This window comes from Arthrobacter sp. PM3, from assembly GCF_003352915.1.
GTDB lineage: Bacteria > Actinomycetota > Actinomycetes > Actinomycetales > Micrococcaceae > Arthrobacter.
Genome location: NZ_CP022314.1, coordinates 1,121,915 through 1,148,194 on the forward strand (window position 1 = coordinate 1,121,915; position 26,280 = coordinate 1,148,194).

At 68.5% G+C, this 26,280-nt stretch carries 22 protein-coding genes and 1 pseudogene; 14 read left to right on the top strand and 9 right to left on the bottom strand.

Features of this window, described 5'->3' with window-relative positions; translation table 11 throughout:
* The 3 genes and pseudogenes from CFN17_RS05195 to CFN17_RS05205 all read left to right on the top strand — a co-directional run.
* A pseudogene (locus CFN17_RS05195) lies at positions 1–304 on the top strand (lipoyl synthase); the annotation flags it as partial.
* 34 nt (positions 305–338) lie between these two features.
* On the top strand, positions 339–1,733 hold the full coding sequence (locus CFN17_RS05200) for an ATP-binding protein (RefSeq protein WP_208750291.1): 1,395 nt from the start codon (positions 339–341) through the stop codon (positions 1,731–1,733).
* Between the two features lie 44 nt (positions 1,734–1,777).
* Positions 1,778–2,401, top strand: coding sequence for a dihydrofolate reductase family protein (locus CFN17_RS05205; RefSeq protein ID WP_208750292.1), 624 nt, complete (start codon positions 1,778–1,780; stop codon positions 2,399–2,401).
* A gap of 16 nt (positions 2,402–2,417) precedes the next feature.
* Here the strand turns inward: CFN17_RS05205 and CFN17_RS05210 are convergent, their stop codons facing one another.
* Entirely contained in the window at positions 2,418–4,880 is a 2,463-nt protein-coding gene (locus CFN17_RS05210; RefSeq protein ID WP_261792372.1) for a bifunctional lysylphosphatidylglycerol flippase/synthetase MprF, read from the bottom strand.
* Positions 4,881–5,299: 419 nt separating this feature from the next.
* Between CFN17_RS05210 and CFN17_RS05215 the strand changes: the two genes are divergently transcribed.
* The 3 genes from CFN17_RS05215 to CFN17_RS05225 all read left to right on the top strand — a co-directional run bounded on the left by CFN17_RS05215 (position 5,300) and on the right by CFN17_RS05225 (position 8,733).
* Positions 5,300–6,682, top strand: coding sequence for an esterase family protein (locus CFN17_RS05215; RefSeq protein WP_208750294.1), 1,383 nt, complete (start codon positions 5,300–5,302; stop codon positions 6,680–6,682).
* 69 nt (positions 6,683–6,751) lie between these two features.
* Positions 6,752–7,450, top strand: a complete 699-nt coding sequence (locus CFN17_RS05220) for an ABC transporter ATP-binding protein (protein ID WP_208750295.1) — start codon at positions 6,752–6,754, stop codon at positions 7,448–7,450.
* Positions 7,447–8,733, top strand: coding sequence for an ABC transporter permease (locus CFN17_RS05225; RefSeq protein ID WP_208750296.1), 1,287 nt, complete (start codon positions 7,447–7,449; stop codon positions 8,731–8,733). The genes CFN17_RS05220 and CFN17_RS05225 overlap by 4 nt, the downstream gene beginning before the upstream one ends.
* 47 nt (positions 8,734–8,780) lie before the next feature.
* Here the strand turns inward: CFN17_RS05225 and CFN17_RS05230 are convergent, their stop codons facing one another.
* From CFN17_RS05230 to CFN17_RS05245, 4 genes are all read right to left on the bottom strand, one after another.
* Positions 8,781–11,357 carry an AMP-binding protein gene (locus tag CFN17_RS05230; RefSeq protein ID WP_208750297.1) on the bottom strand — a complete coding sequence of 859 codons (2,577 nt, stop codon included), beginning with the start codon at positions 11,355–11,357 and terminating at the stop codon, positions 8,781–8,783.
* A 120-nt stretch (positions 11,358–11,477) separates the two neighbouring features.
* Positions 11,478–11,762, bottom strand: a complete 285-nt coding sequence (locus tag CFN17_RS05235) for a DUF1540 domain-containing protein (RefSeq protein ID WP_208750298.1) — start codon at positions 11,760–11,762, stop codon at positions 11,478–11,480.
* A gap of 128 nt (positions 11,763–11,890) precedes the next feature.
* Positions 11,891–12,424 (bottom strand): GNAT family N-acetyltransferase, encoded by a 534-nt coding sequence (locus tag CFN17_RS05240; RefSeq protein ID WP_208750299.1) that lies wholly within the window; start codon positions 12,422–12,424, stop codon positions 11,891–11,893.
* Complete coding sequence (locus CFN17_RS05245; protein ID WP_208750300.1) at positions 12,421–13,374, bottom strand: DMT family transporter; 954 nt, start codon at positions 13,372–13,374, stop codon at positions 12,421–12,423. Before CFN17_RS05245 ends, CFN17_RS05240 begins: the two co-directional genes overlap by 4 nt.
* A gap of 70 nt (positions 13,375–13,444) precedes the next feature.
* Here CFN17_RS05245 and CFN17_RS05250 point away from each other — a divergent pair, with 70 nt between their 5' ends.
* Positions 13,445–14,341 (top strand): LysR family transcriptional regulator, encoded by an 897-nt coding sequence (locus CFN17_RS05250; protein ID WP_208750301.1) that lies wholly within the window; start codon positions 13,445–13,447, stop codon positions 14,339–14,341.
* 23 nt (positions 14,342–14,364) lie between these two features.
* On the opposite strand, the gene CFN17_RS05255 is transcribed toward CFN17_RS05250, so the two are convergent.
* Together CFN17_RS05255 and CFN17_RS05260 are read right to left on the bottom strand one after the other, a co-directional pair.
* On the bottom strand, positions 14,365–15,690 hold the full coding sequence (locus CFN17_RS05255) for a carboxylesterase family protein (RefSeq protein WP_208750302.1): 1,326 nt from the start codon (positions 15,688–15,690) through the stop codon (positions 14,365–14,367).
* Between the two features lie 5 nt (positions 15,691–15,695).
* Positions 15,696–16,406 carry a FadR/GntR family transcriptional regulator gene (locus CFN17_RS05260; protein WP_208750303.1) on the bottom strand — a complete coding sequence of 237 codons (711 nt, stop codon included), beginning with the start codon at positions 16,404–16,406 and terminating at the stop codon, positions 15,696–15,698.
* Positions 16,407–16,530: 124 nt separating this feature from the next.
* Between CFN17_RS05260 and CFN17_RS05265 the strand changes: the two genes are divergently transcribed.
* From CFN17_RS05265 to CFN17_RS05275, 3 genes are all read left to right on the top strand, one after another.
* Positions 16,531–17,922 carry an SLC13 family permease gene (locus tag CFN17_RS05265; protein ID WP_208750304.1) on the top strand — a complete coding sequence of 464 codons (1,392 nt, stop codon included), beginning with the start codon at positions 16,531–16,533 and terminating at the stop codon, positions 17,920–17,922.
* Between the two features lie 78 nt (positions 17,923–18,000).
* The gene (locus tag CFN17_RS05270; protein WP_208750305.1) at positions 18,001–19,227 is read left to right on the top strand and encodes a CaiB/BaiF CoA-transferase family protein; all 1,227 of its coding nucleotides are present in this window, start codon (positions 18,001–18,003) and stop codon (positions 19,225–19,227) included.
* A 20-nt stretch (positions 19,228–19,247) separates the two neighbouring features.
* Positions 19,248–20,804, top strand: a complete 1,557-nt coding sequence (locus tag CFN17_RS05275; protein ID WP_261792438.1) for an acetyl-CoA carboxylase carboxyltransferase subunit alpha/beta — start codon at positions 19,248–19,250, stop codon at positions 20,802–20,804.
* A gap of 24 nt (positions 20,805–20,828) precedes the next feature.
* Here the strand turns inward: CFN17_RS05275 and CFN17_RS05280 are convergent, their stop codons facing one another.
* Positions 20,829–21,575, bottom strand: coding sequence for a lipoyl protein ligase domain-containing protein (locus CFN17_RS05280; protein ID WP_208750307.1), 747 nt, complete (start codon positions 21,573–21,575; stop codon positions 20,829–20,831).
* A 16-nt stretch (positions 21,576–21,591) separates the two neighbouring features.
* On the opposite strand from CFN17_RS05280, the gene CFN17_RS05285 reads away from it, so the two are divergent.
* The gene (locus tag CFN17_RS05285; RefSeq protein WP_208750308.1) at positions 21,592–21,981 is read left to right on the top strand and encodes a DUF2177 family protein; all 390 of its coding nucleotides are present in this window, start codon (positions 21,592–21,594) and stop codon (positions 21,979–21,981) included.
* A gap of 29 nt (positions 21,982–22,010) precedes the next feature.
* Here the strand turns inward: CFN17_RS05285 and CFN17_RS05290 are convergent, their stop codons facing one another.
* Entirely contained in the window at positions 22,011–22,814 is an 804-nt protein-coding gene (locus CFN17_RS05290; RefSeq protein ID WP_208750309.1) for a thioesterase family protein, read from the bottom strand.
* Between the two features lie 172 nt (positions 22,815–22,986).
* Here CFN17_RS05290 and CFN17_RS05295 point away from each other — a divergent pair, with 172 nt between their 5' ends.
* The 3 genes from CFN17_RS05295 to CFN17_RS05305 all read left to right on the top strand — a co-directional run bounded on the left by CFN17_RS05295 (position 22,987) and on the right by CFN17_RS05305 (position 26,237).
* Complete coding sequence (locus CFN17_RS05295; protein ID WP_208751346.1) at positions 22,987–23,694, top strand: endonuclease/exonuclease/phosphatase family protein; 708 nt, start codon at positions 22,987–22,989, stop codon at positions 23,692–23,694.
* 105 nt (positions 23,695–23,799) lie between these two features.
* Positions 23,800–25,065, top strand: coding sequence for an alkaline phosphatase family protein (locus CFN17_RS05300; protein WP_208750310.1), 1,266 nt, complete (start codon positions 23,800–23,802; stop codon positions 25,063–25,065).
* Positions 25,062–26,237: an alkaline phosphatase family protein gene (locus tag CFN17_RS05305; protein ID WP_261792373.1), complete on the top strand. Its 1,176-nt coding sequence runs from the start codon at positions 25,062–25,064 to the stop codon at positions 26,235–26,237. Before CFN17_RS05300 ends, CFN17_RS05305 begins: the two co-directional genes overlap by 4 nt.
* Positions 26,238–26,280: the final 43 nt, after the last annotated feature.

Sequence of the window (26,280 nt, forward strand, 5' to 3'; positions counted from 1 at the left end):
CGAGGCCGGCTGCGACCTGATCACCATCACCCAGTACCTGCGCCCCTCCGAACGCCACCTCCCCGTGGACCGCTGGGTCAAACCCCAGGAATTCGTCGACCTCCAGCACGAAGCCGAAGAAATCGGCTTCCTCGGCGTCATGTCCGGCCCCCTCGTCCGCTCCTCCTACCGCGCCGGCCGGCTCTGGGCCACCGCCATGCGCAAAAAAGGCCGCGACATCCCCGCCGAACTCGCCCACATCGCCGACGGCATCCAGGACTCCGGCACCACCCGCCAGGAAGCCAGCACCCTGCTCGCGGGATGAAACCGGCGTGAGGGGGTGCTGGTAGGGTCTGCGCATGGATGAAATTTTGGGGAAGTTCGTCGACAATTTCGCACGCTTGGTGGAGCTGGCACAGTCCGGGCGGCACCGGGTGCAGGCCGGGAATCAGCTTCTCACAACGCTCACCGAGCATTTGGGAGTCCCGGCGGAATCTGTGTCCGTCGTGGTGGAAGAGATACCGCCGCACCGGTTCGTGGACGCTGACATCCTCATGGCGGACCTCGCCGGCGAAGACCCCGGCTTCCGGCTGGCGGGGATCGGCGGCGGGGACCAGCGCCACCATCAGTCGCTGAGCGACATGCTGCAGCAGTCCTTGATGTATCCGCACTTCCCCCTGGCCCAGCCCGACTACACGAACCTGGCTGTCGGTCCGGACGAGCAGCGGCAAGCCGTGGCGCTGGGACTCTGGCTGTTCAGCCACGAAGGAAGCCCGATCGGGGTGCTGCAAAGGGATGCCATTCCCCGGTACGGCCGGCAGGTTGCGTCGCTTGAAGTCCTGGCCGGCAGCACGGACAACGCCGCGCGCTTCCTCTCCGAGTTCCGACGGCGGATGCAGCACCGAAGCGTACTCAAGGGTCAGGTCATTTCGCTCGTGATGGGCGAGTACGGTCCCAGCGCCGCCGGGATAACCTTCCACGCCCGCCCCACCTTGGCAGGGGACGCCGTCGTATTTCCCGCTGGTCTCCTTACCAAGGTGACTGACCACGTTGTGGGAATCGCTGAGCACCGGGAGTCCATCAAGAGACACGGCCAGCACCTCAAGCGCGGGATCCTGCTCTACGGCAAACCGGGGACCGGCAAGACGCACACCGTACGGTACCTGCTGGGCCGGAGCGACGGCGTCACTGCGATCCTCCTGTCAGGAGGATCGCTCGCCCGGATCTCGGAGGCCGCGGCCATGGCCCGGGCCCTCCAGCCCTCCATCGTCGTTCTCGAGGACTGTGACCTCATCGCCGAGGACCGGAGCTTTGGTCACGGTCCCCAGCCCCTGCTCTTTGAGGTGCTCGATGCCATGGATGGTCTGGCCAGCGACGCCGACGTCGCGTTCATCCTCACCACCAACCGCGTGGACATGCTGGAACGCGCCTTGGCGCAGCGTCCCGGGCGCGTGGACCTTGCCGTGGAGATTCCCCTCCCGGCCCTGCCGGAGCGTGTCTCCTTAATCAAGTTGTACGCCCGCGACGTTCCGTTCAGCCCTGACGCGGTTGAGGCTGCGGCTGCGCGCACCGAGGGGACCACCGCCTCGTTCGCACGCGAACTCGTCCGCAGGGCGGTCGTGGCCGCAGCACTGGAAGGCGTTTCGGTTGCCGACAGGCATCTGGGTGTGGCGGTCGAAGACCTCATGGCCGACGGTGCGGCCCTGAACCGGAGCCTTCTCGGAAGCGGCACGGACGGCGTACCCTCGAAATGATCCCGTCGTCGGGGCGATGACGGGCGGCAGGGAAAGAGCACGGCATGGGGCTGATCCATATTGACCTGTTCACTACTCTCGACGGCGTCGCGCAGGCGCCCGGCGGCCCGGACGAGGACGCCGGGAACGGGTTCGCCTTCGGCGGCTGGCAGGCGCCGCTCTTCGACGACGTCGTCGGCGGGCAGGTCGAATCCGGGATGGCGGGAATGGACGCGCTGCTGCTGGGGCGCCGCACTTACGACATCTTCGCCTCCTACTGGCCGCACCAGGACGGGAACATTGCGCGCCTATTCAACCGCATCCCGAAGTACGTGGCCTCCCGCCAGGCACCCGGCCTCGACTGGGCCGACTCGACTCTGCTCGGTCCCGATGTCGTCGCTTCCGTGCGTGCACTGCGCAACCGGCACGAGCACATCCATGTGATCGGCAGTCTCGACTTCGCGCAGACCCTGTTCGCCGAGCGGCTCTTTGACCGGCTCACCCTGTGGGTCTATCCGATCCTCCTCGGCAGTGGAAAGAAGGTCTTCGCCGACGGGGTGGTTCCGACAAACCTCAGACTTATCGAACCTGTCATCGCCTCACCGAAGGGCGCCGTGATGCAGCGCTACGCACTCGCCGAAGGCACGCCCGGCGTCGGCGACATGTCAGCCGCCGTCCAGGACGGCTGAGCCGGGACTCCCGCCCTCAGTTCTGCCGCCGGGCGGCGCGTCCCGCCGCACCAACCCGTTCACTCATGATGCTGCGAACGAGCCGGAACCCTTCGCCCAGCGACAGGTCCGGCAGGTATGCGCGGGTGAGGGCATTGGCGATCCCGGGCAGGGCCGCCGAGTCCGGATAGACCATGTAGAGAGGGACATAGCGGGGGTGGAACTTGGTCTTGAACGCCAACAGGGACCGGAACCCGTAGACGGGTTCCAGGGCGGAGCCCAGGCGATCCAGCAGCCGGTCCAGTCCGGCGGTCCCCGGCGCGAGTGCCGGGGTGCCGTCCGGCGGCGGGGCCGGCGTCACACGCGCCAGCGGCGCCCCGGAAAGGCTAATAAATTCGCAGCCCTCCTCCTTGAGGCTGGTTGCCGCGGAAGCAATCAGGAACTCGACGGCGGGCCGGAAGCCGGTGCTGCGCCTCCTCATGAAATCCAGGGTCCAGCCCACGATCCGGCTGTTCCGGTAGACCGGAAGCCACGAGGTGACCGCATGCACCTGTTGTTGGGCGTCAACGGCGAGCAGGCAGCGCACTTCGGGGTCGTTCAGTTCGTCGATGCCGCCCAGGGTAAACCCCATTTCCGGCATCTTGCGGTCCGCGACCCATTCTTCGGAGATGGCCAGGATCTGGGTTTGGATGCCCAGGCCGGCGGTGGGATACCTGACCCATTCGGCACGGATTCCGGCTTTGGCCGCGTTGTTCAAGGCCGTGCGGACGTCCTGGAACCTCTTGCCGGTGAACGACAGGGTGTCCAGGGGCAGGACGGTCTCCTGGGCCACTTGGACAGAGTCCCAGCCCAGGCCGGAGGCGGCATCCCGGACGTCCGCTGACACGGAGTAGAAACATGGCGTCCACCCGTGGGACCTGGAGAAGCCATAGAACTCCTCCACTGCCGCAGCCGTCAGGCTCTTGGGTCCGACGGGTCCGCCGGCCGTCAGGGCGATGCCCGCAATCACGCGGTAAGCGACAAAACTCCGTTCGTCGCGGGAGAACCAGTACGTGTTCCCGGTCCACATGGTCATCCAGGAGATCGAACTGCCTTCCTCGGAGGTGAGAATGGCCAGGGCCCGGTCCTTGTCATCGCCGTGCCTGGGATGCGTGGGACGGACGAACGATTTGAGCACCAGCACGCCTGTGACGGCCCAAAACACAATGCCGACACCCTCATAGAGCAGGACTGCCAGGGTGCTCTCGGGGAAGAAGGCCGGCGGAACGTCCACTGTGAAGCCCAGGGGCAGGAACCGGTCCGGTGCGTCAGCCACCAGGTCGGCGAGCGCGGGCACCGGGGTGAACCCCGCTGAGAGGACCAACCCCGCCCCGATGTAGATCAGCCCCAGAACGACGGCCAGTCCCAAAACCTGCAGGCCCAGCCTGGTGTAGGTCCCGGGCGGTGCTGTGACGGGAAACAACCTCCGGCATGCCAGCAGCACGCCGAAGATCATGACAGGGACCAGAAGCGGGACCACAAGCGCCACCGGTTGGGTGCTGTGACCGGGCTGGCTCGCATCCACTAACTCCCCCGCGACCGTGTCCGGCCCTGCCGCCTGCAGCACCCCGACCAGGACGACGAGCGCCAGCAAGGACAGCCCGGCCTGGACCACCAGTGCGGCGCCCCAGGCGAAGCGCCGGCCGCGCCGGAGACCCTCGGCGAGCAGGAGCAGCAGGAACGACGGGACTATTGCCATGAAGATTGCGCCGGCCCCGGCCCTCAGTTGCAGATGGGCGGCCTCACAGTCCCGATGTTGGGCAGGGACCGCACAGATGGCCTGCAGCGCCTGGGGGTCCACGGGACGGATATCCGTGAACAGGTAGCGCAAAACGGAGAGCGGCCCGACGGCGTGCGGAGCCAGCCCGGCAACCACCGGACCGACGGCCGATACGGCCACGAGCAGGGCCACCAGCACCCGGCCCTCGTGCCGTGAACTCACCGGACGCACGAGCCGGGGCCGGCGGCCCAGCAGAACAGGTCCCAGGAGCGCGCCCGCGGCTCCGGCCCCCAGCCGGGCGAGGTCGGCGAATCCCCCGTTGTAGAGGGCCAGGAGAATCAGGAGTCCGAAGAGTCCCAGGCGGAACCGCCGCCGCCACAAGGTGCCCATCGAAGCCGTGGCGGCCATGGCGGTCCCGCAGACGAAGGCGCTCGGGCCCAGGAAGAACGTTCCGCTCATTTCCCGGGCCCAGTCCCCCATCAGGGCCCGGGTGGCCACCCAGAATCCTTCGGCCGCGAGGAGTCCGGCGAGCTGGGTCAGAACGGCCGCGAGCGCGAACCTCTTGCTGCCCATCAGCCGTTCCAGCGGCAGGCAGGCCGCCAGCACCAGCGCGGTTCCCACCAAATAGCCCGGCAGGTCCCTGGCCCAGAAGGCTGCAGTCAGTGGCGTCCACCAGTGATTCGGCAACGACTGCGCCGTCATCGCCACCCCCGCCCTCCAGTGCGGCGCGGGCCCGGACATGATGCTTGAGCTCAGGACCCCCAATGTCCAGAAGGCGACGACGAACGCCACTGTGACGGGAGCCCCCCGCATCGCCGAGAGAAGCCAACGCACCGGCCTGCGGCGACTGAACCGCCTGGGCTCGGCAACGGGCGGCGACTCTGGCACGGCGAATCCTTTCAGGACCTCGGGACACTCACGGCAGGCCCATCCTGTCGCTTCCATTTGACCACTGACGTCAGGGCCGGCAAAGGAAGCGTCAGCCGGTGCGCCCCCGGCGTCGGCCCGGGGCGGGAACGATGCTGGCACCACTCAAACTCCCAGCTTCGGCTACGGCTGGCGTGCTATAAAAGCCCCGGATGCGCCTGCAATTTACTGCTGGCGCCGTCGGGCCCGGCGGAGCGCCGGCAGTACGCCAATCGCGGACAGGAGGAAACACGGTGGGGCCCCTCCTTGATTTCAGCGTCACTGATCAGGCGTTGCTCTTTTCCTTCTATGCCCTGTCCGCCATGGCGGTCCTCTTCCTGTTCCTGCGTGCCGGGTTGCTGCCACGCCCTGCCCGGAAGCGGCCCCAGGCCGGCGAAGCCGGCGACCCGGCACCGCAGCCACCGCAGTCACCGCAACTGCCCGGACGGCGGAGGTGGATCGTCACGGCGGCCCTCGCCGCGGCTGCCGGGGCCCTGGCCGGCGCCGTGGCTCTAGTCGTCTGCGAGATGCTGCTGAACGTCTTTGGCCTGCCGCTGGACCCTGACACCCGGGTCTGGGTGATCTGCGCGTTCGCCGGCCTCGGCCTTGCTCTCGTGAGCCTCTGGCGGTCCCGGTGGTGGCGGAAGGCGGCCGCCGTCGTCGCCTCCCTGCTTTTCGTTGCGACGGCAGCGCTCGGGATCAACGCCGGATACGGCCTGAACCCGACGCTGGGTGCCATGTTGGGCATCAACCAGGCCAAGCACTTGACGCTGCCTAAACTGAACCCGGCGGCGCAAACCCAAACCGCAACAGTCCTCTGGAAGAGCTGGACGCCGCCTGCCGGAATGCCGGACGCCGGGCAAGGCGGATCAGTCACCATTCCGGCTGATGCCTCAGGCTTCCACGCCCGGGACGCCTTCCTCTACCTGCCGCCCGCCGCGCTGGTGGACAACCCTCCGCCGCTGCCGATCATCATCATGATGATGGGGCAGCCGGGCGGGCCCGAACAGAGCAAAACCGCCGTCCAGGAACTCGACAGCTTTGCCCGGCAAAACCACGGGCTGGCGCCGCTGCTCCTCACGGTGGATCAGCTGGGCAATCCCTACAAGAATCCGGTCTGCGTCGACTCCGCCAAGGGCAACGTCTACACCTACGTCACTACCGACGTCGTCAACTACATCCGCAAGAACCTCAACGTGGCCAGTGACCGGACGCAGTGGGCCGTGGCCGGATACTCCAACGGCGGCGAATGCGCTCTCTCGTTCGCGGCCAAGCGGCCGGAGATTTTCGGCTCGCTCCTGGACATCTCGGGCGAGCTGGAACCCGTGGACGGCACCGCCGCGAACACGGTGAAGACCGTTTTCGGCGGCAACCAGGCCGCGTTCACCGCGGAGAAGCCCGCAACGATCCTCAAGGCCCACAAGTACACCGATGAGCTCGCCATCTTCACCAGCGGGGCCCTTGACTCGAAGTACGGGCCGCAGAGCGCGTGGGCCGAAAAGGACGCGAAGGCCGCAGGCATGACAACCTACCGGTTCGTTGGGCCCGGGATCGGACATCGCGGGGACGCTGTGGGCTATGGCCTTCATGCCGGGCTGCCGCTGCTGTTCCAGAGATTCGGACTCGCCCCGTCCTGAATATCCCCGTCACGAGTGCCGCCCCTCTTTCCTGACCATCATGTATTCCCACCACCTGATTGGAACCCCATGTCTGTGCCAATCCTGGCTGCCCAGGGCCTCACCAAGACCTACGGGCGCGGGCCCGACCGCTTCGACGCCCTCAAGGGTGTCACCCTGGAGATCGACCACGGCGAGTCCGTGGCGATCGTGGGGAAGAGCGGCTCCGGCAAATCCACGCTGATGCATATCCTTGCGCTCCTGGACAGCCCGGCCGGCGGGCAGCTCCACGTCAACGGGACTGACGCGAAGACCCTGAGCGGCCGCAGGCTCAACGCGCTGCGGAACACGATGTTCGGTTTCGTGTTCCAGCAGTTCTTCCTCAACCCGGGTTCCAGCGTGCTGGAGAACGTCGTCCTTCCCCTCAAGATCGCCGGCGTCGGCAGCCGGGAACGGCGCACCCGCGGAATGGCCGTCCTGGACCAACTCGAACTGGGCGACAAGGCGCGCAACAAGGCCGCCAACCTGTCCGGCGGCCAGAAGCAACGGGTCGTGATCGCGCGGGCCCTGATCAACAATCCCCAGGTCCTGTTCGCTGACGAGCCCACCGGCAACCTCGACACGTCCACAGGGCGCATCGTCGAGGACATCCTGTTCGACCTCAATGCCAACCACGGCATCACGCTGATCACCGTGACCCACGACCACGACCTCGCCGCCCGCTTCAACCGCCGTCTCTATATCCGCGACGGCCTGCTGATCAACACCGACGAGGAGCACGCGGCATGAACCCGCTCGAAATCCTGAAGACCGCCATGGCGAACAGCTTCCGCAGCAAGTTGCGCACGCTGCTGACCATCCTGGCGATCTTCGTCGGCGCATTCACCCTGACCATCACCAATGGCCTGGGCACCGGCATCTCCAACTACATCGACAACCAGGTGGCCGCCGTCGGTTCCAGCAACTCCTTCACCGTCAGCAAAACCGACACCAGCGGCAACCCCGGCTCCGGGCCACGGAAATACGACGGCAGCACCAGGGTCCTCGCGGCCGGCGGCCGGCCGGGGTCAACCCAGCCGGCCTTGGGGCAGGCCGACCTGAACACGATCGGCGCCATCCCGGGCATCACCGGCGTCACCCCGGTGACCCGGCTCAGCCCGGACTTCATCCAGTGGAACGACCACGACAAGTACCAACTGTCGGTCAGCCCCCTGGCCGGCGCCCAGCCCCAGCTCGCGGCCGGTGCTCCCCTGGACGATTCCGGAACCGAGCCGCAGCTGATCCTTCCCTCCAGCTACGTGGGCCCGCTCGGCTTCGCGGACAACAACCAGGCCGTCGGCCAGGACACCACCATCGGTATCACCGACGCCACCGGAACACCGCACGCCATCACCGCCCGCATCACCGGCGTCGAACAGAGCGCCCTCCTCGGCGGCGGAGGTGCCTTCATCAATAAATCCCTCTCAACCGCACTTGCCGATGCCCAGGGCACCGGCGCACCGGCCGCGTCAAAATCGGTCTGGGCGAGTGCGACCGCCACCTTCGCGCCGTCCACCACCGCCGAGATCAACGACATAAAAGGCAAGCTCGCCGCTGCCGGCTACACCGCCCAGACCCTCGATGACCGGATCGGCACCGTCAGGACCGTCATCAACGGGATCATCGGTGTTCTGGACGCCTTCGCCGTCATCGCCCTGGTCGCCGCCGGATTCGGGATCGTGAACACCCTGCTGATGTCCGTGCAGGAACGCACCCGGGAAATCGGCCTCATGAAGGCCATGGGCATGGGCAGCGGTTCCGTCTTCGCGCTCTTCAGCACCGAAGCGGCGTTCATCGGCTTCCTGGGCAGCGCCATCGGTTCCGCCGCCGCAATCGGGCTCGGCACCGCTGTCAGCGGCGCCCTCGCCCGGGGACCGCTTAGCGATCTGGAAGGCCTGCAGATCCTCGCCTTCGCCCCCGGCACCGTGGCGGGCGTCATCGTCCTGGTCATGGCCATCGCCTTCATCGCCGGAACCCTCCCGGCCTGGCGTGCAGCGCGGCAAAACCCCATCGACGCCCTCCGCTACGAATAATGCGCCTTCGTCGCCCCCGACGTCTTCACGATCCAGGGACGAGGCTCTCACGTACGACCCCCACCCGTACGAGGAGCAGCGCACAAGGACCCGGCGGGCCGCTGCTGCCTGTCCCGCCTGACCGCCCTGACCGCCCTGACCGCCCTGGCGGCCACGCCGGCCACGCGCGTGCAGACCAGCCAATAAGCCACCCCCGCAGCGAGCGAGGTTGCCACGGCCAGCGCGGGGCTGAGCACCGCGAGCGGCGGGTAGACCACCCAGTGGACGAGGTAGGCGTAAAGGGAGGCGCTGGCCAGCACCACGGTCACGCGGCGGAGGCCCTTGGGTACCGGGATGCCGGGCAGCCAGATGAGCAGCAGGATTCCGGCCAGGAGCGTGCATTCGCGGCCCGCGTTGTCGAAGAACCCCGGAACGGTCAGGACGGCAACGGCCGAAACCAAGCCGCGCCGCGCCACGGTCCGGGCCCGGGCAATGGCCCAGCCCAGGGCGAAGAGCCACAATGCCGGCGCCGTGTGCGGCACGTCCGGGGGTATGAGTTCATACCGGGTGAGGAGCCCGGCGCCGGTGAGCGCCAGCGGGAAGAGCAATGGGAACCGGCGCTCGGCGCGGTCCACCCACGGAACAGCCAGCAGCAGTGTCGATCCCAGGATCAGGTAGACGAGAATTTCTATGAACCAGAAATGCCACTGGGTGGTCACCGCCGCCGGGCCGAGGACGGCGTTGAGCAGCACGATGTTCGCGGGTGTGTAGTTGTCCGTGACCACGTAGGCCAGCGCGATGAACGCCACGCTCGGCACCACGATTCTCGCCAGTGCTCCCAGCTGCCGGCGCAACCGCGGGAGCCGGTCCCCTGCGAGCTGGAAGCGTGCGAAGTTGTACCCGGCCGCCGCCATCAGGACATGGGCAGCGCCCTGCCAGCTGAACAGCCCGACGTGCGTGCTGACAATCAGGACGATCCCCACGGCCCGCAGCACGATGCCCGTCTCTATCGGCGCAAAGAGCCGCCGCGTCCTTCCGCCCCGCGCCGGGCGGGTCCGGGCTTCCAGGTCGCGGACGGGGGTCAGGTGCCAGTCCGCCGGAAGATGGCCCAGGGCCTGCTCCAGCCTGACCGATGCGGCCACGTAGGACAGGGAGTCCCCGCCGAGGGAGACAAAGGTGTCACTGTCCGCGATCCCGGCGACCTCCAGGGCGTCTTCGAAGATCGTCCGGACAGTGTCCGGGCCGCCAGTTTCCGCTCGCGGCGCCGGTTCCGGCCGGGACAGGGCCAGCACGGCCTGGTAGTCCAGTTTGCCAGTAGGCAGCCGCGGGAGGCGTTCGACGGCGTGGACCTCCAGGGCCGCACGCGGCAGCCCCACCCCCTGGGCCAGCACTTTGCCCAGCAGCTGAGCGTCGTGGTCGCCCTCAACGGCGACGACGACGCCGTCGTCCGTCCCCGCACTGGCGGCCCGGACACCGAGGTCCGCCAGGAGCCGCTCCACCTGGCCGAGGTCAACCCGCAGTCCCACGATCTTGACGAACCTGCTGCGCCGGCCCACCACCTCATAGACGCCCGCCGGGTGCAGCCGGGCGAGGTCGCCGGTGCGCAGCTCGGTGACCGTGCGGCCGGCGGCGAGATCCGCCGGGCTGGAAGCATAGCCGAGCATGACGTTCGGGCCGGTGTAGACAAGTTCGCCGTCCTGCAGTCCCGGCACGGGGTCGATCCGGAACGAGCCGCCCGGCACAGGGATGCCGACCGCCCCCGGAATATCGGCCGCCAGTTCCGGAGGGAGGTACGCCATCCGGGCCGTCGCCTCGGTCTGGCCGTACATCACGAACAGGTCCCAGCCGCGGCGGCGCCCCAGATCGGCGTAGCGGCGCACCGCGTCCGGCGCCAGCCGGCCCCCCGCCTGGGTGACGTACCGCAGGCTGGGCAACTCCATGTCCGCGAAGCCGACCCGTTCCAGCAGCTCGAAGGTGTAGGGAACAGCGGCCAGGGCGGTGGCGCCGTGGCGCCGGAAGAGCTGCCAGAAACACGGATCGACCACGGACAGGCCTGTCAGGACCAGGCCGGCGCCCCGGAGCAGGTGGCTGTTGATCACGGACAGGCCGTAGCAGTAAGACATGGGCAGCGTCGTGGCGGCACGGTCGTCCGGGCCGATACCCAGGTACTCGGCAATCGATTCGGCGTTGGCCTGCAGGTTCGCGTGCGAGAGCCGGACGAGTTTGGGTGAGCCGGTGGATCCGGAGGTGCTGAGCATGAGCGCCAGGTCCGGATGCAGCTCATGGCGGGTGCCGGGCCGGCGTTCCTCGAGGACCGTCCGGCCGTTCCCGGAGCGAAGGACGACGTCGGGGTCGTAGGCGGCGACGAGGGAGTCCAGGGCCGCCGGCTTGTCCTCGGGAAGGAGGATCAGCGGGTGCCCGGCCGTCAGAGCTGCCAGGTAGGCTACCAGCGAGTCGAGGTCGTTGGCTGCGGTCAGCGCGACAAGGCGCCGCTCGGTGCCGAGGCGGCCGGCCAGGTCATGGACGCGCTCGGCCAGTTCCCGGTAGGTGAGCGTCAGGGTGTCGGTGAGGATGGCGGGTCTGTTCCCGTAGCTCGCGAGATCGGCGGCAAAGGGCACCCGCTTGAAATCAAGCTGCGTGGTCACCCGATGAGGTTATTAGATTAGCCTCACCTAAGCAAAATTAGATTACAAAAGCTTTGCGTAATTGCCTGGGGCAACCGCATCCGGCGGCCGGGAGCAGCGGAGCTGCCGGGAGCCGCTGGACTATCTGTGCGCGTACGTGAGGCAGTCGGCGTTGTCGGCGCCGGGACCGACGTGCACTTCGGTGGCTTTGCACATGAGGTGGTCGTTGTGGGTGCATTCTGAACGCTGGCATGCCCCGACGTCGGCCAGGACCTTGGGCAGGCCGCCGTGGGCTCCGGTGTCGATGAAGGTGGCGCAGGACGCGTGGTCCTCGCTGCCGCCGACCGTGATGGCGGCCGCGTTGCAGGCCGAATGGTCGTTGAACGAACAGTTGGCGACGCTGCAGTCCGCGACGTGCGTTGTCATGGCAGGACCTCCCGTGTTTTCCGCCGCCCGGACCGGGCAACGCCCTCCGACCACGGTAGGCCAGCGCGGACCGATCAAAAAGACCCAATTCTGTGCCCTAATGGCCCGAACCGCGGTCATAGCGCCCCTTACCGTCGGGTCGGAAAGGTGCGGCTGTGGCGGCCCTCGGCCACGGCCGGGGAAAACCTGTCGTCTTCCAGGGTCCCTCCGTCGGCGAGCCAGCCCCGGTTTCCATAGAAGCTGATGGCCCGCCCGTTGCCTTGCGCCACCCAAAGAAACGCCCGGTCGTAGCCGAGTTCCATCAACTTCTGTTCGGCCGCCGCGAACAGCACGGAGCCGATGCCCTGCGCCCACCAGTCCGGATGCACATTGATTGCATACAGCTGCCCGGTTCCCTGGGCCGTGCCCGCGGGGGCCGGACCCAGGATGGCGAACCCGGCAACCGCGTCGCCGCTCTGGACGACCAAATGGATAGTCCCGTCGCGGGGCTCGACGATGTTGCGGCGCCATGCGGCCGTTGCGCGGCCGACGTCGAGTCCGTCGAGGTACTCATCGGTCATGATGCCGCGGTAGGTAGCCCGCCATGCGGCAACGTGGATCTCGGCCAGCCGTGCAGCGTCGTCTTCGATTGCCGGCCTGACGTTGATCTCCGGAGCTGTCATGACCCCGAATCTATCAGCCGTGGACGACCCGGCAGGGCCGCCGCGCCCTTGGTCCTGCGCCCGGCCAGCCAGATGGCGACAGTGTTCGTGGCAACGATCAGGGCGATGCCCAGCCATTCATGGAGGTCGAGGATCTGCCCCAGCACGAGGATCCCGGAGACCGCGGCGAGGATGGGATTGATACTCATGAACACGCCGAAGAATCCGGCCGGCACGTGCCGGAGGGCGATCAGATCGGCGGCGTAGGGAATGACGGAGCAGAGCAGGCCGGCAGCGGCAGCGTACAGCAGCGCAGGACCGGCGAAGGCCCCGTGCATGAGCAGATAGACGGCCACCGGCAGGTAGAACACCAGGGAGACGATGGCGGCCGCGGCCGGCGCCTGTAGCCCGGGCAGCCGCTGGCCCGCAACCCGGTTCAACAGAATGTAGGCGGCCCAGCAGGCGGCACCGGTCATGGCGATGGCGATGCCGGCGAGATCGCTGGCCGGTCCGGGCATCACCAGGACGAAAACGCCCAGGCCTGCGCTGATCCCGCACAACAGGTCCCGCCAGGTCCTTGACGCCAGCAGGGCGACCGCCAGCGGTCCGAGGAATTCCAGCGTGACGGCCAGCCCGAGCCCGATCCGTTCAATCGCGACGTAGAGGCAGATGTTCATCAGCGCGGTGGCCGCCCCCAGCAGGAGCACGGGCCACCACTGCCGCCACGTGAAGCGGTGAAAGGGAGGCCGGGCGGCCGGAAGGAGAACCGCGGCGGCCACCAGCTGGCGCACGGCGACGACGCCGGCCGGCCCGATCACGGGGAAGGCGTGGGCGCCGATGCCCGCTCCGAGCTGGTTGCTGAACCCGCTGCCGGTCATGGTCAGCACGCCACGAAGCAACGACGGCCGCGTCGCGGCCGCGCCGGTGCTGCCCGGGGCCGGGACCGCGCTGACTGCTGAAGAAGCTTCCATAAGACAGAAGTTTCCGGGCAGAACCGCGCAGCGAAAAATGCGTCCGATAGTCGTTCTATACGATGAGCGTATGAATGTTGAGCTGCGGTATCTCCGTGCCCTCGTGGCTGTGATGGACGCTCAGACTTTCACCGACGCCGCCATCGCGCTCGGGACGTCCCAGGCGGCGGTTTCGCGGTCCGTCGCAGCCTTGGAGCAGGCTCTTGGCCTGCGCGTTCTGCAACGCACCACCCGCACGCTAGTTCCGACGCCAGCCGGGGAACGGGTCATCGAACACGCCCGCCGCGTCCTCGACGAGGTCGCGCTGCTTGAACACGTCGCCCTGGACCAAAGCGGGGAGCTCAGGGTGAGCTACGCGTGGTCCGCCCTCGGCCGCCGTACCGTGGCCTTGCAGCGGAAATGGGAAGAAACCCACCCGGGGGTCCGGCTGATCTGGGTGCAGTCCAGTTCGCCGTCCGGCGGCCTGGCGAATGGGTCCGTAGAGGTGGCCGTGGTCAGGCGCGCCCTCAACGATCACCGCTTCGCGGTCACGGCCATCGGAACGGAAGCGCGCTTCGCCGCTGTGGCCCGGGCAGACCCGCTGGCCCGGAGGCGGACGCTGCGCATGTCCGACTTCGCCGGCCGAACGATCGCCGTCGACCACCGTACAGGCACCACCACGGAAGATCTCTGGTCCGGCGTCCCCGGGCCGGCGTCGGTGCGGCTGGTGCAGGGTGTCGACGAATGGCTGACGCTGATCTCCACGGGACAGGCCATTGGCATGTCCTCAGAGGCAACAGCGGCACAGAATCCGCGGCCCGGGATCGCGTACCGTCCGGTCCGCGATGCCCCGCCGATTTCGGTGCTCCTCGCATGCTGGCGCGACGACCCCTCTGTCCTCGTCGCGGATTTCATCCGGCTGGCCGGGGAAACGTTTGGTCCTGACGCCGCGGCGACACCGTCCGGCAAAGCCCCTACCCGGCACTGACCGCCCGGCCGGCGGTGCCCGCCTCAGACTGAGCGGTACCGGAGCGTGTCCGGGATTTCGCCCCGCGCCCCCAGGCTCTCCCCGCGGGCGAACTTCGCCCACAGGGCCCGCATCGCACGTCCCGTGGCGTTGATGTCATCCCAGCTGGCCCCGGCCAGCAGCCCCGCGGCCTCCCACGTCCGCTGGTGGCCGAACAGCAGGGGCAGATCGACCGTGTGCGCCGCGCCGTAGGGATTTCCCGGTGCGCGCCAGGACAGCACGTAGCTGTGGGCCGTTCCGCCCGCGCGCACATGCCGCCGTGCAAATTGCCTCGCCGACTTGCCGTAGACCAGCTCCGTGACCACCCGGTTAACGGCTTTGAGCAGCGCACTGCCGACCGCCGGAATGCGGCCCACGCGATTCAAGTACGGGTTGCGCGGGAAGAACAGCCGGGCTTCCTCCGCTGTATGGCCGATCAGGATCTCAATCCCCGGGGCAGCCGCGTTCCAGGCCTCCGCGATCCCGGATTCCGCGGGCAGGGGTGCATGCCCGTACTGGGTCCCGAACGGCATGGCCGCCCTGAGCCCGAACTTCCGGGCCGCGTGCGCGACACCCGCCTCGAGGGCCACGACGTCCATGGCCGGGGTGGACTCCGTGACCGCCTCCGCGGCGATGCCCATGGCGGCGTTCATCTTCTCCCGCCCGCGGGAGAGTCCCAGCGGCGCGCTTTGGATGATGGCCCGCTGGAACAGCGACGCCGCGTCCGGCGTGGCCATCAGATGCGCGACGGCGTCGGCCCCGGCAGACTGCCCGAAGGCGGTCACGCGCCCCGGGTCGCCGCCGAACGCCGCAATGTTGCGCTGCACCCAGCGGAACGCCTCGACCTGGTCCTGGAGGCCGAGGTTCGCGGGCCTGCCCTTGCCGGTTGCCAGATATCCGAACAGCCCCAGCCGGTAGGTCACCGAGACCACGATGACGCGGGTCTCCGCAACGAGGGGTGCCGGGTCGAAGATCGCCAGGTCACCGGAGCCGGACGTGTAGGACCCGCCGTGCAGCCACACCATCACCGGCAGCCGCTCGCCCTCGTGACGGTCGGCGGGCAGCGTAATGGACAGGCGCTGGCAGTGTTCGTCGCCCGGAAGTTCGCCGTAGCGGGTGCCCAGCACGTCGTCCAGGAACGGCACCGGTGCCTGGGGGCAGGCCGGGGAGAGGGCGGTTGCCGGGAAGACTTCCGACCAATCCGCTGCGGGCACGGGCGGCGCGAACCGCTCCGCGGTGGCGTAGGGGATGCCGGTGGCCCGCACGACGTCGCCGTCCAGCCACCCGGTGACGGGACCGCACGGCGGGGCAAAGGCAGGGGTGGCGCCCATGGGCCTTAGCTGTTCTTCAGCAGGGCCACATCGGAGACGAGGTCGATGTGCTCCAGCATCGCCGCCGCCGCGGCCGCGGGGTCCTTGGCCCGGATCGCTTCGGCGATCTTGCGGTGGGAGGCGAGCGACTGCTCCGGCCGGCCGGGCTGCCCGAGGGATTCGAGCCGGGTCTCCAGCACCATGCCGGCAATGAACGTCATCAGCTGGGCCAGGACGGCCGAATGCGCCGCCGCGGTCACGGCCTGGTGGAAGAGCTCGTCGCCGCGCGCGCCCCGGTCCCCCGAGGCGACTTCATCGGCCATGGCCTCGAGGGCGTGATCGATGGCGGCCATGTCCTGCCCGGTGCGCCGGGCGGCGGCGAGCTCGGCAAGCTTGACCTCCAGAGTGCTGCGCGCTTCGACGATCTCGGGCAGCCGGCTGCGGTGCTCGCGGAGCCCCTTGATCACGGACGGGACGTTGGGCCGGTAGACCAGCACCGCTCCGGTGCCGTGCTGGACGTCGATCACGCCGAGGACCTCCAAGGCCACCAGGGCCTGCGCGAGCGTGGCCCGCGAAACCCCCAGCCGCTCGGCAAGCTCCCGCTCGGCCGGCAGCGTATCGCCCGGACCCAGCTGGGCGGACTCGATGAAGTCCATGATCTGCTCCACCAGCTGCTCGTAGAGCCGGGGCCGCGAAACGCGGGAAATCTGGTGCGTTGTTGCCGACTGCTTTGCCATGCGTGTCCTTCCACCCTGTCCTGATGCCCAAGACTACCGGAGAACTATTGACAAAGAGACCTAGTGTCTAGGAGGCTAGGCCACTAAGCCAGTCCGTCATCCACTTTAATCCGGAGGAACAACGATGTCCGCTCCCGTCCTGTCCATCATCATCCTGGCGGTGATGTTTCTCCTGGCCACGGTGCTGCCCCTCAACATGGGCGCCCTGGCCTTTGTCGGAGCCTTCGTGCTGGGTTCTGTCGTGCTCGGCATGTCCACGGCCGACATCCTGGCCAACTTCCCCGGCGGCCTGTTCCTGACGATCGTCGGAGTCACCTACCTGTTCGCAATTGCCCAGAACAACGGGACGATTGACCTGCTGGTCCGGGGCGCCGTGCGGCTGGTGGGCAGCAAAGTGGCCCTGATCCCGTGGGTCATGTTCGCCATCACCGCGGTGATTACCGCCGTCGGCGCCCTCTCCCCGGCCGCCGTTGCGATCATCGCGCCGATCGCCCTCAGCTTCGCCGCCAGGTACAAAATCAATCCGCTGATGATGGGCATGATGGTCATCCACGGCGCCCAGGCCGGCGGCTTCTCCCCCATCGCCGTCTACGGCGTCACGGTCAACGGCATCATCGCCAAGACGCAGCTTGAGGCCAACCCCATGGCGATCTTCCTCGCCAGCTTTCTCTTCAACCTCGCCATCGCCGCGGTGCTCTTTATGGTCCTGGGCGGCAGCAAGCTGCTTACCACCAAGACCGGACGACTCGTAGAGCAGGCAGCGGAGTCGCGGATCGCCGTCAGCGTCGGGACCCGGGCGGCCGGCGTCACCCTTCAGGGTTCGGGCTCGGACATCTCTTCGTCAGGCGTGACCGGCAAGGGGACCTCGGGCCCGGTCCAGGCCGGAGACCCGGCTGCGGCCTCGAGCGGCGCCCGCGCCAATGTCCCGCAGTTCGTGACCGTCCTGGGCCTGATCGCCCTCGCGGTCATCTCGCTGGGATTCAAGGTGGACGTCGGATTCGTCTCCATCACCATCGCCATCATCCTGGCGCTCGTCTCGCCGGCCGCCCAGAAGGGCGCCGTGAACAAGATCAGCTGGTCCACCGTCCTGCTCATTTGCGGCATGCTCACGTTCGTTGGTGTCCTGGAGGAAGCCGGCACCATCAAGTTTGTCTCCGACGGCGTGGCCGGCCTCGGCATGCCGCTGCTCGCGGCCCTGGTGATCTGCTACATCGGCGCCGTGGTTTCCGCTTTCGCCTCGTCCACCGCCATCCTCGCGGCCCTCATCCCGCTGGCCGTCCCGTTCCTCGCCACGGGCGAGATCGGTGCCGTCGGGCTGATCGCGGCCCTGGCCGTCGCCGCCACCATCGTTGACGTATCCCCGTTTTCCACCAACGGGGCCCTGGTGCTCGCCAACGCCTCCGAGGACGTGGACAAGGACAAGTTCTACAAGCAGATCCTGGCCTACAGCGGCGTCGTCGTCGCCGCCGGACCCGCCATCGCCTGGCTGGTCATGGTGGTCCCCGGCTGGATGTGACCGGCCGGGATGCGGCCGCCACTCTCATCAACCCGCCACAACACCGGCAGCCCACTAGCAAAAGAAGGAACATCCGTCATGAGCACTGAACCAACGCCCCGGCCCGAAGGCCCGCTGTCCGGCTACCTGGTGGTGGACCTGAGCCGCGCCCTCGCCGGCCCGCACGCGGCAATGATGCTGGCAGACCTCGGAGCGCGGGTCATCAAGGTCGAAAACCCGGGCACCGGGGATGACACCCGCGGCTGGGGCCCGCCGTTCGTGGGCCCCGAGGACGATCCCCAGGCCACCTACTTCCTGTCCTGCAACCGCAACAAGGAGTCCATCGCCCTGGACCTGAAGAGCGACGACGGGCGGACCGTCCTGCGTAAACTGCTCGAACGCGCCGACGTCGTGATCGAGAACTTCCGCCCCGGCGTCCTGGACCGGCTCGGGTTCTCCGCCGCCGGGATGCATGCCCTGAACCCGCGCCTGGTGATCCTGTCCATCACCGGCTTCGGCCACGACGGGCCGGAATCCCGGCGCAGCGGCTACGACCAGATCCTGCAGGGTGAAGCCGGGCTGATGTCCCTCACCGGCTCCGGACCGGACGATCCCCAGCGCGTGGGGGTGCCCATCGCCGATCTGCTCTCCGGCATGTACGGCGCCTTCGGCACGCTCGCGGCCCTGCTGCAGCGGGAACGGACCGGCCGCGGGCAGATCGTCCGCACGTCCCTGCTGGCGGCCCTGATCGGGGTCCACGCCTTCCAGGGCACGCGCGCCACTGTGGCCGGCGAAGTTCCCCGGGCCCAGGGCAACCACCACCCCTCAATCGCCCCCTACGGACTGTTCCGCTGCCGGCGGGGCCGGGTGCAGATCAGCGTGGGCAGCGAGAAACTCTGGGCCACGTTCGCCGCCACGTTCGGGATCGACACCCGGCCGGAATTCGCCACCAACGCGGACCGCGTCCGGAACCGGGAAAAGGTGATCGAAGAGGTGGAGCGCGTGTTCTCGGACTACGACGCCGGACCGCTGCTGGCCAAACTCAACGACGCCGGGATCCCGGCCGGCAAGGTCCGGACTCTGGACGAGGTGTACGCGTGGGATCAGGTGCATTCCCAGGGCCTGGTGATTGACGTGGACCACAAGGTCCTGGGCAATGTGAGCCTGCCGGGGCCGCCGCTGCGGTTCTTCGCGTCCGCCGACACCGCAGAAACCACCCTCCAGGCCCACACGGCTCCGCCGCTGCTGGACCAGGACGGGGACCGGATCCGGCAATGGCTGGGGCTCTCCGCAGCGGGCGGATCCGGCCGGGGGGAAGGCCGGTGAGCACGAGACTGGAACAGAATATGCGGCGTCTGGACGCCGCCGGCCTCATCGCAGCCGTCCTGGATCCCGGCTCCTACCGCAGCTGGGACACCGCGGTGACCGATCCGGCTCCGGACGCAGCCTACCGGGAGGAACTGGCCGCGGCCCGGGCCAAGACCGGTGTGGACGAATCCGTCCTCACCGGCGAAGGCCGGATCCGCGGCCGCCGCGTGGCCGTCGTCGTCAGTGAATTCCGGTTCCTCGCCGGCTCCATCGGCCAGGCCGCGGCGGAACGGATCGTTGCCGCCGTCGAGCGCGCCACCCGTGAAGGCCTGCCCCTGCTCGCAGGGCCGGCCTCGGGCGGCACCCGGATGCAGGAAGGAACCATCGCGTTCCTGTCCATGGTGAAAATCACCGCGGCCGTGCGGACCCACCGGCAGGCCGGACTGCCCTACCTGGTCTACCTGCGGCATCCCACCACCGGCGGCGTCATGGCCTCGTGGGGCTCCCTCGGCCACATCACCGCCGCCGAGCCCGGCGCCCTGCTCGGCTTCCTCGGCCCCCGGGTCTACGAGGCCCTGCACGGCGAGCCGTTCCCCGCGGGCATCCAGAGCGCCGAAAACCTCTTCGACAAGGGGCTGATCGACGCGGTGGTCCCGCCCGGTCAGCTCTCCGGCGTCCTCGACTGTGCGCTGCGCATCCTGGCCACCGGCCCGGGCCCGCTGCCGGCGCCCCCGGCGACGCTGTCCGTGATGCCGTCCCGCATCGGCGCCTGGGAATCGATCGGCATCTCCCGCGATCCGCGCCGTCCGGATCTGCGGCAACTGCTGGCCCACGGCGCCCGGGATGTCCTGCCGCTCCACGGCACCGGCCAGGGCGAAAAGGATCCCGGTCTGCAGCTGGCCCTGGCCCGTTTCGGTGCGGAATCCTGCGTGGTGATCGGCCACACCCGGCCCAAACCCGGGCGGCCGACGGCGATGGGCCCGGCGTCGCTGCGGGAGGCACGCCGCGGCATGCATCTGGCCGAAGAACTCCGGCTGCCGCTGCTCACCGTCATCGATACGGCCGGCGCGGCCCTGTCCCCGGAGGCCGAGGAAGGCGGCCTGGCCGGCGAGATCGCCCGTTCCCTGCATGACCTGATCGGGCTGAACGTTCCCACGGTGTCCGTCCTGCTCGGCCAGGGCGCCGGCGGTGGTGCCCTGGCGTTGCTTCCCGCGGACCGGACCATCGCGGCCCAGCATGCCTGGCTGTCTCCCCTGCCGCCGGAGGGCGCCAGCGCAATCGTCCACCGGAGCACCGACTTCGCACCGGCGATGTCCGCGGCCCAGGGCGTCAACGTCGCATCCCTGTACGCGGCAGGGCTCGTGGAGCACCTCGTGGACGAACGGCCCGACGCCGCACACGAGGCGCAAGCGTTTTGCCGGCGCCTCGGCCTCGCGATCGAATACGAGCTCGCCGCCCTCGCCGGGGCCGGGACCGCCGGGCTGCTCACCGGACGGCTCGGGAAATACGCCCGGCTGGGCAACTACCTTGCACCCGGGCACAACGTACCCCGGGACCCTGTCCAGGCCGGCGGGGCCGGCCGGGGGCAGAGCTGACAGGGACGGCTTACGGGGCCGCGGCTACAGCAGGCTCGCGAAGTCCGCTTTGCTGAGCGCGGCGTAGCGGCCGTAGGCGGCGACCACGGCGGCCTCGATGGCAGCGACGTCGAGTCCCGGCACGAGGTCATCGGCCGCCCCCGCCGTCGCCGGGTCCCACTCCAGGCCGAGCGCGGCGTAGCTGGCCTCCAGGACAGCGCGGATCGGGGCGGAATTCTCCACCACGATCACTGAACTGAAGAGCCAGCCGCCGGCGACCACCCGCTGGGCCGTGCCTACCAGTTTAATCCGGCGCTCCGGGACCTGCGGGTCGGTGCCGTGCACGCTGAATTCGCCGGGGCAGTATTCCCCCGGGATCTCGCCGACGCCGGCATCCACGCCCGCGTCGCGCAGCGCCCGGGCGAGCAGTTCGCCAAACAACGCAAAGCGGCCCTTGGCCCCGGCGATCGCGTCGGCGTCGGGTTCCAGGTGATCGATGACCAGCGTTCCCTGGTGGTACGCGGCGGCGCGGCCCCCGGCTTTGCGGACCAGGGGCTCGAAGCCCTGCTCCCGGCAGGCAGCGGCTGCGGCCTCGAACCCGGGCAGGTGCGTGTCGCGCTGCCCGAACGCCACCGTGGGAACCGGGCGGTAGAGCCGCAGAGTGGGACCCAGCGCGCCGGCCTTGACCTTCTGGAGCAGCCCGAGGGCGAAGTCGAGGTCGGCGGCGGCGCCGAGGGATTCTTCCTGCCGGACCAACGTCAGTGTCCGGGGTCCGGCCGGTGCCTGCGGCATGTTGTTATGCTCCCTTATGGTCATCCTGCAATTCCTCGTCGTAGCGGCCGCGTTCGCCGTCATCGATGCCATCTGGCTCAAGACGATGAACCCGTTCTACCGCCGCCAGATCGGTGACCTGCTGGCCGACAAGCCCAATCTAGGGTACGCGGTGGTGTTCTACGTGATCTACATTGCAGGGATCGTGTTCTTCGCCTTGGGCCCGGCGCTCGACGGCGGCACCTGGCTCACCGCCGTCGGCTACGGCGCCGCCCTGGGCGTGTTCGGCTACGCCACCTACGATCTGACCAACGCCGCCACGCTCAGGACCTGGCCGTGGCAGCTGATCATCATCGACATCCTGTGGGGCGCCGTTCTGACGGCCCTGGCCACCCTGGCCGGCTGGCTGGTCTTCCACACGAGCTAGGACCCGCCAGGGTCAGGATTGGCGCCGGGTCAGGACTTCCGCAGCGTCAGGATCTGCTCGGCGCGGCCGAACGGTCCGGTGAGGTCGTGCAGCACGGTGGAGGTCAGCCCGATCCCGTCCGTGCCGAACGAGACCTCGTTGTCCAGGCCCAGCCACTCCCCCTCCGGCTGCCGGTACATGTGGACCTGCAGATCCAGATTGGGAAAGGCGTAGCTGCCCTTGCCCGGCGGGACGCGGGCGGCGATGCCGTTGGCTGTGTCCACGAGCCCGATCAGCCGGGCGAGGTCACCGCTGTCGGCACGGTCGGTCAGCGGGTGGTCGGTGTGCAGCCACACCGTGCCGGAGCCTGCGCGGTGGCCGGCGGCGATCCGCATGTGGAGCGAGGCGATGTAGCCGCCGGGCCAGATTTCCGCGGCGTCGTACGGTTCGCAGTCCTCCGGCGCAGGGATCCGCGGATCCTCGAACGCCGCGATCGCGGAGGTGTCCGAGGTGATCATCCGCCAGGCGGTGGCCCGGATCGCCGTGCGTCCGGCCGCCACGAGCTCGGCCTGCACCAGCTCGATGGTCCGGCCGGGACGGAGCGTCGAGGTCACCACTTCAAACTCCCCGCCGGGGATAAGGCCAAGGATCTCGTAGCTGATCCGGGCCATGCGCATGTCCTCCCGCGGCTCATGCCTGGCCAGGCAGTCGGCCATGATGCCGGACGCGGGGGCCATGTGCTGCTCGTGTTCATTCCAGGCACCCTGCGCGTGGATCGTGGAACGGAACCGCCCTTCCCCCAGCACCTGGTAGTAGGAATCGCCCTCGGCCAGAACAGGCAGTTCAGCAGTCAACGTCGACCTTTCGCAGCTTCCATCGGAGAATTCCAGACCACCCTATCGCCTCAGGCGCCGACCGCCCGGCGTCCGCTGCGGACGCCATGCTCAATATTCAGCGTTCGGCCAGCCGGACTGGGTAGACTCGATCCCAGCGTCCGCGACTATTTACCGAAGGGGTGCCCTCCTGATCCGAGTCATCAGCTACAACCTCCGCAAGCACAAGGCCAGTGGTGAGCTGGTCGATCTGGCCCGCGATTTCGAAGTTGATGCTTTGTGCCTCCAGGAGTGCGACACCGAGGACCTGCCGGCCACCATCGGCAATCTGCACCTGGCCGACGCCACCCGAGGCAACCGGCTGGGGCTGGCGATCTACTACCGCAAGGACCGCTTCACGGCCTTCGACACCAAAACGTTCGCGTTGAAGAAGTCCCTGCACGACCGGGTCCTGGCCCCCGCGCACGAGCGGCTCATCGGCACCCGCGTCATGGACAACGAAACCGACCACGAACTCGTCATCGCGTCCTTCCACGCAGCGCCGCTGACGGCGTCGAACTCGCTGCGGCGCAACCAGATCCATGCCGCCCACGCGGAGCTCCTGAGCATGGGCGGCGGCTTGATGTCGCTGATGGTCGGTGACTTCAACTACCCGTTCTTCACCAAGTCCCTGACTGCGCAGATGAAGGACGCCGGCTACGACCTCTCGCTCAGCGACCGCCGGACCTACACCCGCTACAAGGTCTTCAAGGGCCACTTCGACTTCGCCACGTCGCAGGGGCTGGAAATTGAAAGCGTGGAGACGCTGCCCCGCGGCGCCTCGGACCACCTCCCCATCCTGATCTCGGCGGAATACGGCCAGGAAGCATCCGGGAACGGTTCGGGTCCGGCCGGTACGTAGGCGCCGGCCCGGTAAGCGCACCCGGAAAGAACACCCGGTGAACAAGCGGTGAACCCGGCATAGAAAGCACCCTTATCTTAACTTTGGCGTGATCTACTGCTGGGCGTGAACTTTTCCAGACGCACATTTCTGACCGCCGGAACGGCAACGGCCACCGCCTTGGCCACCGGCAGCACGCTCCGGGCGGCAACAGCCGCCACGCCCGCGCTGCCGGCACCCGCAGCCTCCGGAATCGACCACATCGTCGTCGTGATGATGGAGAACCGCTCCTTCGACCACTTCCTCGGCTGGCTGCCGGGGGCCGACGGGAAACAGCCCGGGCTGAGCTACATCGACCGCTACGGCATCCCGCACTCGACCCACCGCCTGACGGACTTCCAGGGCTGCGGCCATCCGGATCCGGACCATTCCTACGAGGGCGGCCGGATCCAGTACAACAACGGCAAAAACGACGGCTGGCTCCGCGCCGGCGAGAACGACGAGTTCGCCGTCGGCTACTACGACGCCGCCGACCTCGACTTCTGGCGGCAGGCCGGCCCCGACTGGACGGTCTGCGACCGGTACTTCGCGGCCACCATGGCCGAAACCTACCCGAACCGTTTCTACCAGCACGCCGCCACTACCGACCGGATCCATAACTCAACGGCCACCAGCGCGCTGCCGACCATCTGGGACCGGCTGGCCGCCGCCGGGGTGTCCGGCAAGTACTACTACGGCGACATCCCCTTCACTGCACTGTGGGGCGCCAAGTACCAGGGCATCTCGCACCACTACTCCGGGTTCCTCTCCGACTGTTCCGCGGGGACGCTGCCCGCCGTGTCCGTTGTGGATCCGCGCTTCACCGACGAGGGCTCGGGAACCTCCGGTGACGACCACCCGCACGCGGACATCCGCTCCGGCGAGACGTTCCTCGCAGAGGTCTACAACGCGGTGACTGCGGGCCCGGGCTGGGCCAACACGATGCTGGTGATCAACTACGACGAGTGGGGCGGGTTCTACGACCACGTCCCACCGGCGACGGCCCCGGACACCAGCCCGGCCACAGCCCTGCGCGGCTTCCGGGTTCCCTCCCTGGTGGTCTCGCCCCGCGCCCGGCGCCGGTATGTCGCCCACGACGCCTACGACCACACGTCCGTGCTCAAAGCCATCGAATGGCGCTGGAACCTGGCTCCGTTGACCCCGCGCGACAAGGCAGCGCGGAACATCGCCGAAGTCCTGGACTTCGGCGCACCGGCCAACCTGACCGCACCCACGTACCTTGTTCCGCCGTTCGTGGCCGGGCCCGCCTGCGCACCTGTAGGACCGCCCCCGGCCGAGGAATGGTCCGGACTGAAACAGAAAGCACTCGCCGACGGATGGAAACTGCCTTGAACACCACGGATCACCCGACGACGCCCGCAGGACACCGCAAGCGCGGACTCCGGCTGGCCCTGCGGGCCTGCACCGCGGCCATGGTCCTGCTCGCCGCCGCGGCCGGCGGCGCACTGGCCCAACCCGCTGCCACAGCGAGTGCCCCGGCGGCGACCCAGGGCCAGGGCTACCTGCCGGGCGCCAAGCACGTCTTCGTCATCAACCTCGAGAACAAGGGCTACGACTCCACCTGGGGACCGGGATCCGCCGCCCCGTACCTGTCCACGACCCTGCGCGCCCAGGGCGTGCTGCTCAACCAGTACTACGGCACGGCCCACAACTCCCAGCCGAACTACGTGGCGCAGATTTCCGGCCAGGGCCCCAACCCGCAGATGCAGGCCGACTGCCAGACCTACTCGCCGTTCGTCGGGACCGGGACGGCCGACCAGGGCCAGGCCGTGGGCGACGGCTGCGTCTTCCCGGCCAGCGTTCCCACCGTCGCCGGCCAGCTCACCGCGGCGGGCAAGACGTGGAAGGGGTACATGGAGGACATGGGCACCCCGTGCCGGCATCCGGCCCTGGGCGCGGTGGACGATACACAGAAGGCCAGGGTCGGCGACCAGTACGCGGCCCGCCACAATCCGTTTGTCTACTTCGCCGGGATTACCGGCTCACCGGATTGCGCCACGAACGACGTCGACCTCGGCGTCCTGAAAACGGACCTCGCATCGGCCACCACAACACCCAACCTGTCCATGATCACGCCGAACCTCTGCCACGACGGCCACGACTCCCCCTGCGTGGACGGGCAACCGGGCGGCCTGGCGAGCGCCGACGAGTGGCTCAGGCAGTGGGTGCCGGCCATCACTGCCTCCCCGGCCTTCAAGCAGGACGGTGTCCTGGTGATCACCTTCGACGAATCCGACGGGCCCCAGTCCGACGCCACCGCCTGCTGCGCCGAAACGGCCGGCCCCAACACCCCCGAACCGGGCATCACCGGCCCCGGCGGCGGCCGGGTGGGCGCCCTCGTGATCTCACCCTTCACGAAGGGCGGCACGTGGTCCACCACCCCTTACAACCATTACAGCCTGCTGGCCAGCATCGAAGACACCTTTGGCCTGCCGTACCTGGGGTATGCGGGGACGCCGGGCCTCAACCGGTTCGGGCTGGATGTGTACAACGCCGGAGTTTAGCGGCCCGCCGGGGCGCGGCCTCCATTTTGCCTGGCTGAGTACG

Coding starts and splice junctions, on each gene's coding strand:
- CFN17_RS05275 (WP_261792438.1), top strand. CDS start 19,248: ATGCGGCGTCTGGACGCCGCCGGCCTCATCGCAGCCGTCCTGGATCCC.
- CFN17_RS05210 (WP_261792372.1), bottom strand. CDS start 4,880: ATGTCCGGGCCCGCGCCGCACTGGAGGGCGGGGGTGGCGATGACGGCG.
- CFN17_RS05265 (WP_208750304.1), top strand. CDS start 16,531: ATGTCCGCTCCCGTCCTGTCCATCATCATCCTGGCGGTGATGTTTCTC.
- CFN17_RS05225 (WP_208750296.1), top strand. CDS start 7,447: ATGAACCCGCTCGAAATCCTGAAGACCGCCATGGCGAACAGCTTCCGC.
- CFN17_RS05285 (WP_208750308.1), top strand. CDS start 21,592: ATGGTCATCCTGCAATTCCTCGTCGTAGCGGCCGCGTTCGCCGTCATC.
- CFN17_RS05240 (WP_208750299.1), bottom strand. CDS start 12,424: ATGACAGCTCCGGAGATCAACGTCAGGCCGGCAATCGAAGACGACGCT.
- CFN17_RS05235 (WP_208750298.1), bottom strand. CDS start 11,762: ATGACAACGCACGTCGCGGACTGCAGCGTCGCCAACTGTTCGTTCAAC.
- CFN17_RS05245 (WP_208750300.1), bottom strand. CDS start 13,374: ATGGAAGCTTCTTCAGCAGTCAGCGCGGTCCCGGCCCCGGGCAGCACC.
- CFN17_RS05270 (WP_208750305.1), top strand. CDS start 18,001: ATGAGCACTGAACCAACGCCCCGGCCCGAAGGCCCGCTGTCCGGCTAC.
- CFN17_RS05250 (WP_208750301.1), top strand. CDS start 13,445: ATGAATGTTGAGCTGCGGTATCTCCGTGCCCTCGTGGCTGTGATGGAC.
- CFN17_RS05200 (WP_208750291.1), top strand. CDS start 339: ATGGATGAAATTTTGGGGAAGTTCGTCGACAATTTCGCACGCTTGGTG.
- CFN17_RS05255 (WP_208750302.1), bottom strand. CDS start 15,690: ATGGGCGCCACCCCTGCCTTTGCCCCGCCGTGCGGTCCCGTCACCGGG.
- CFN17_RS05205 (WP_208750292.1), top strand. CDS start 1,778: ATGGGGCTGATCCATATTGACCTGTTCACTACTCTCGACGGCGTCGCG.
- CFN17_RS05280 (WP_208750307.1), bottom strand. CDS start 21,575: ATGCCGCAGGCACCGGCCGGACCCCGGACACTGACGTTGGTCCGGCAG.
- CFN17_RS05220 (WP_208750295.1), top strand. CDS start 6,752: ATGTCTGTGCCAATCCTGGCTGCCCAGGGCCTCACCAAGACCTACGGG.
- CFN17_RS05260 (WP_208750303.1), bottom strand. CDS start 16,406: ATGGCAAAGCAGTCGGCAACAACGCACCAGATTTCCCGCGTTTCGCGG.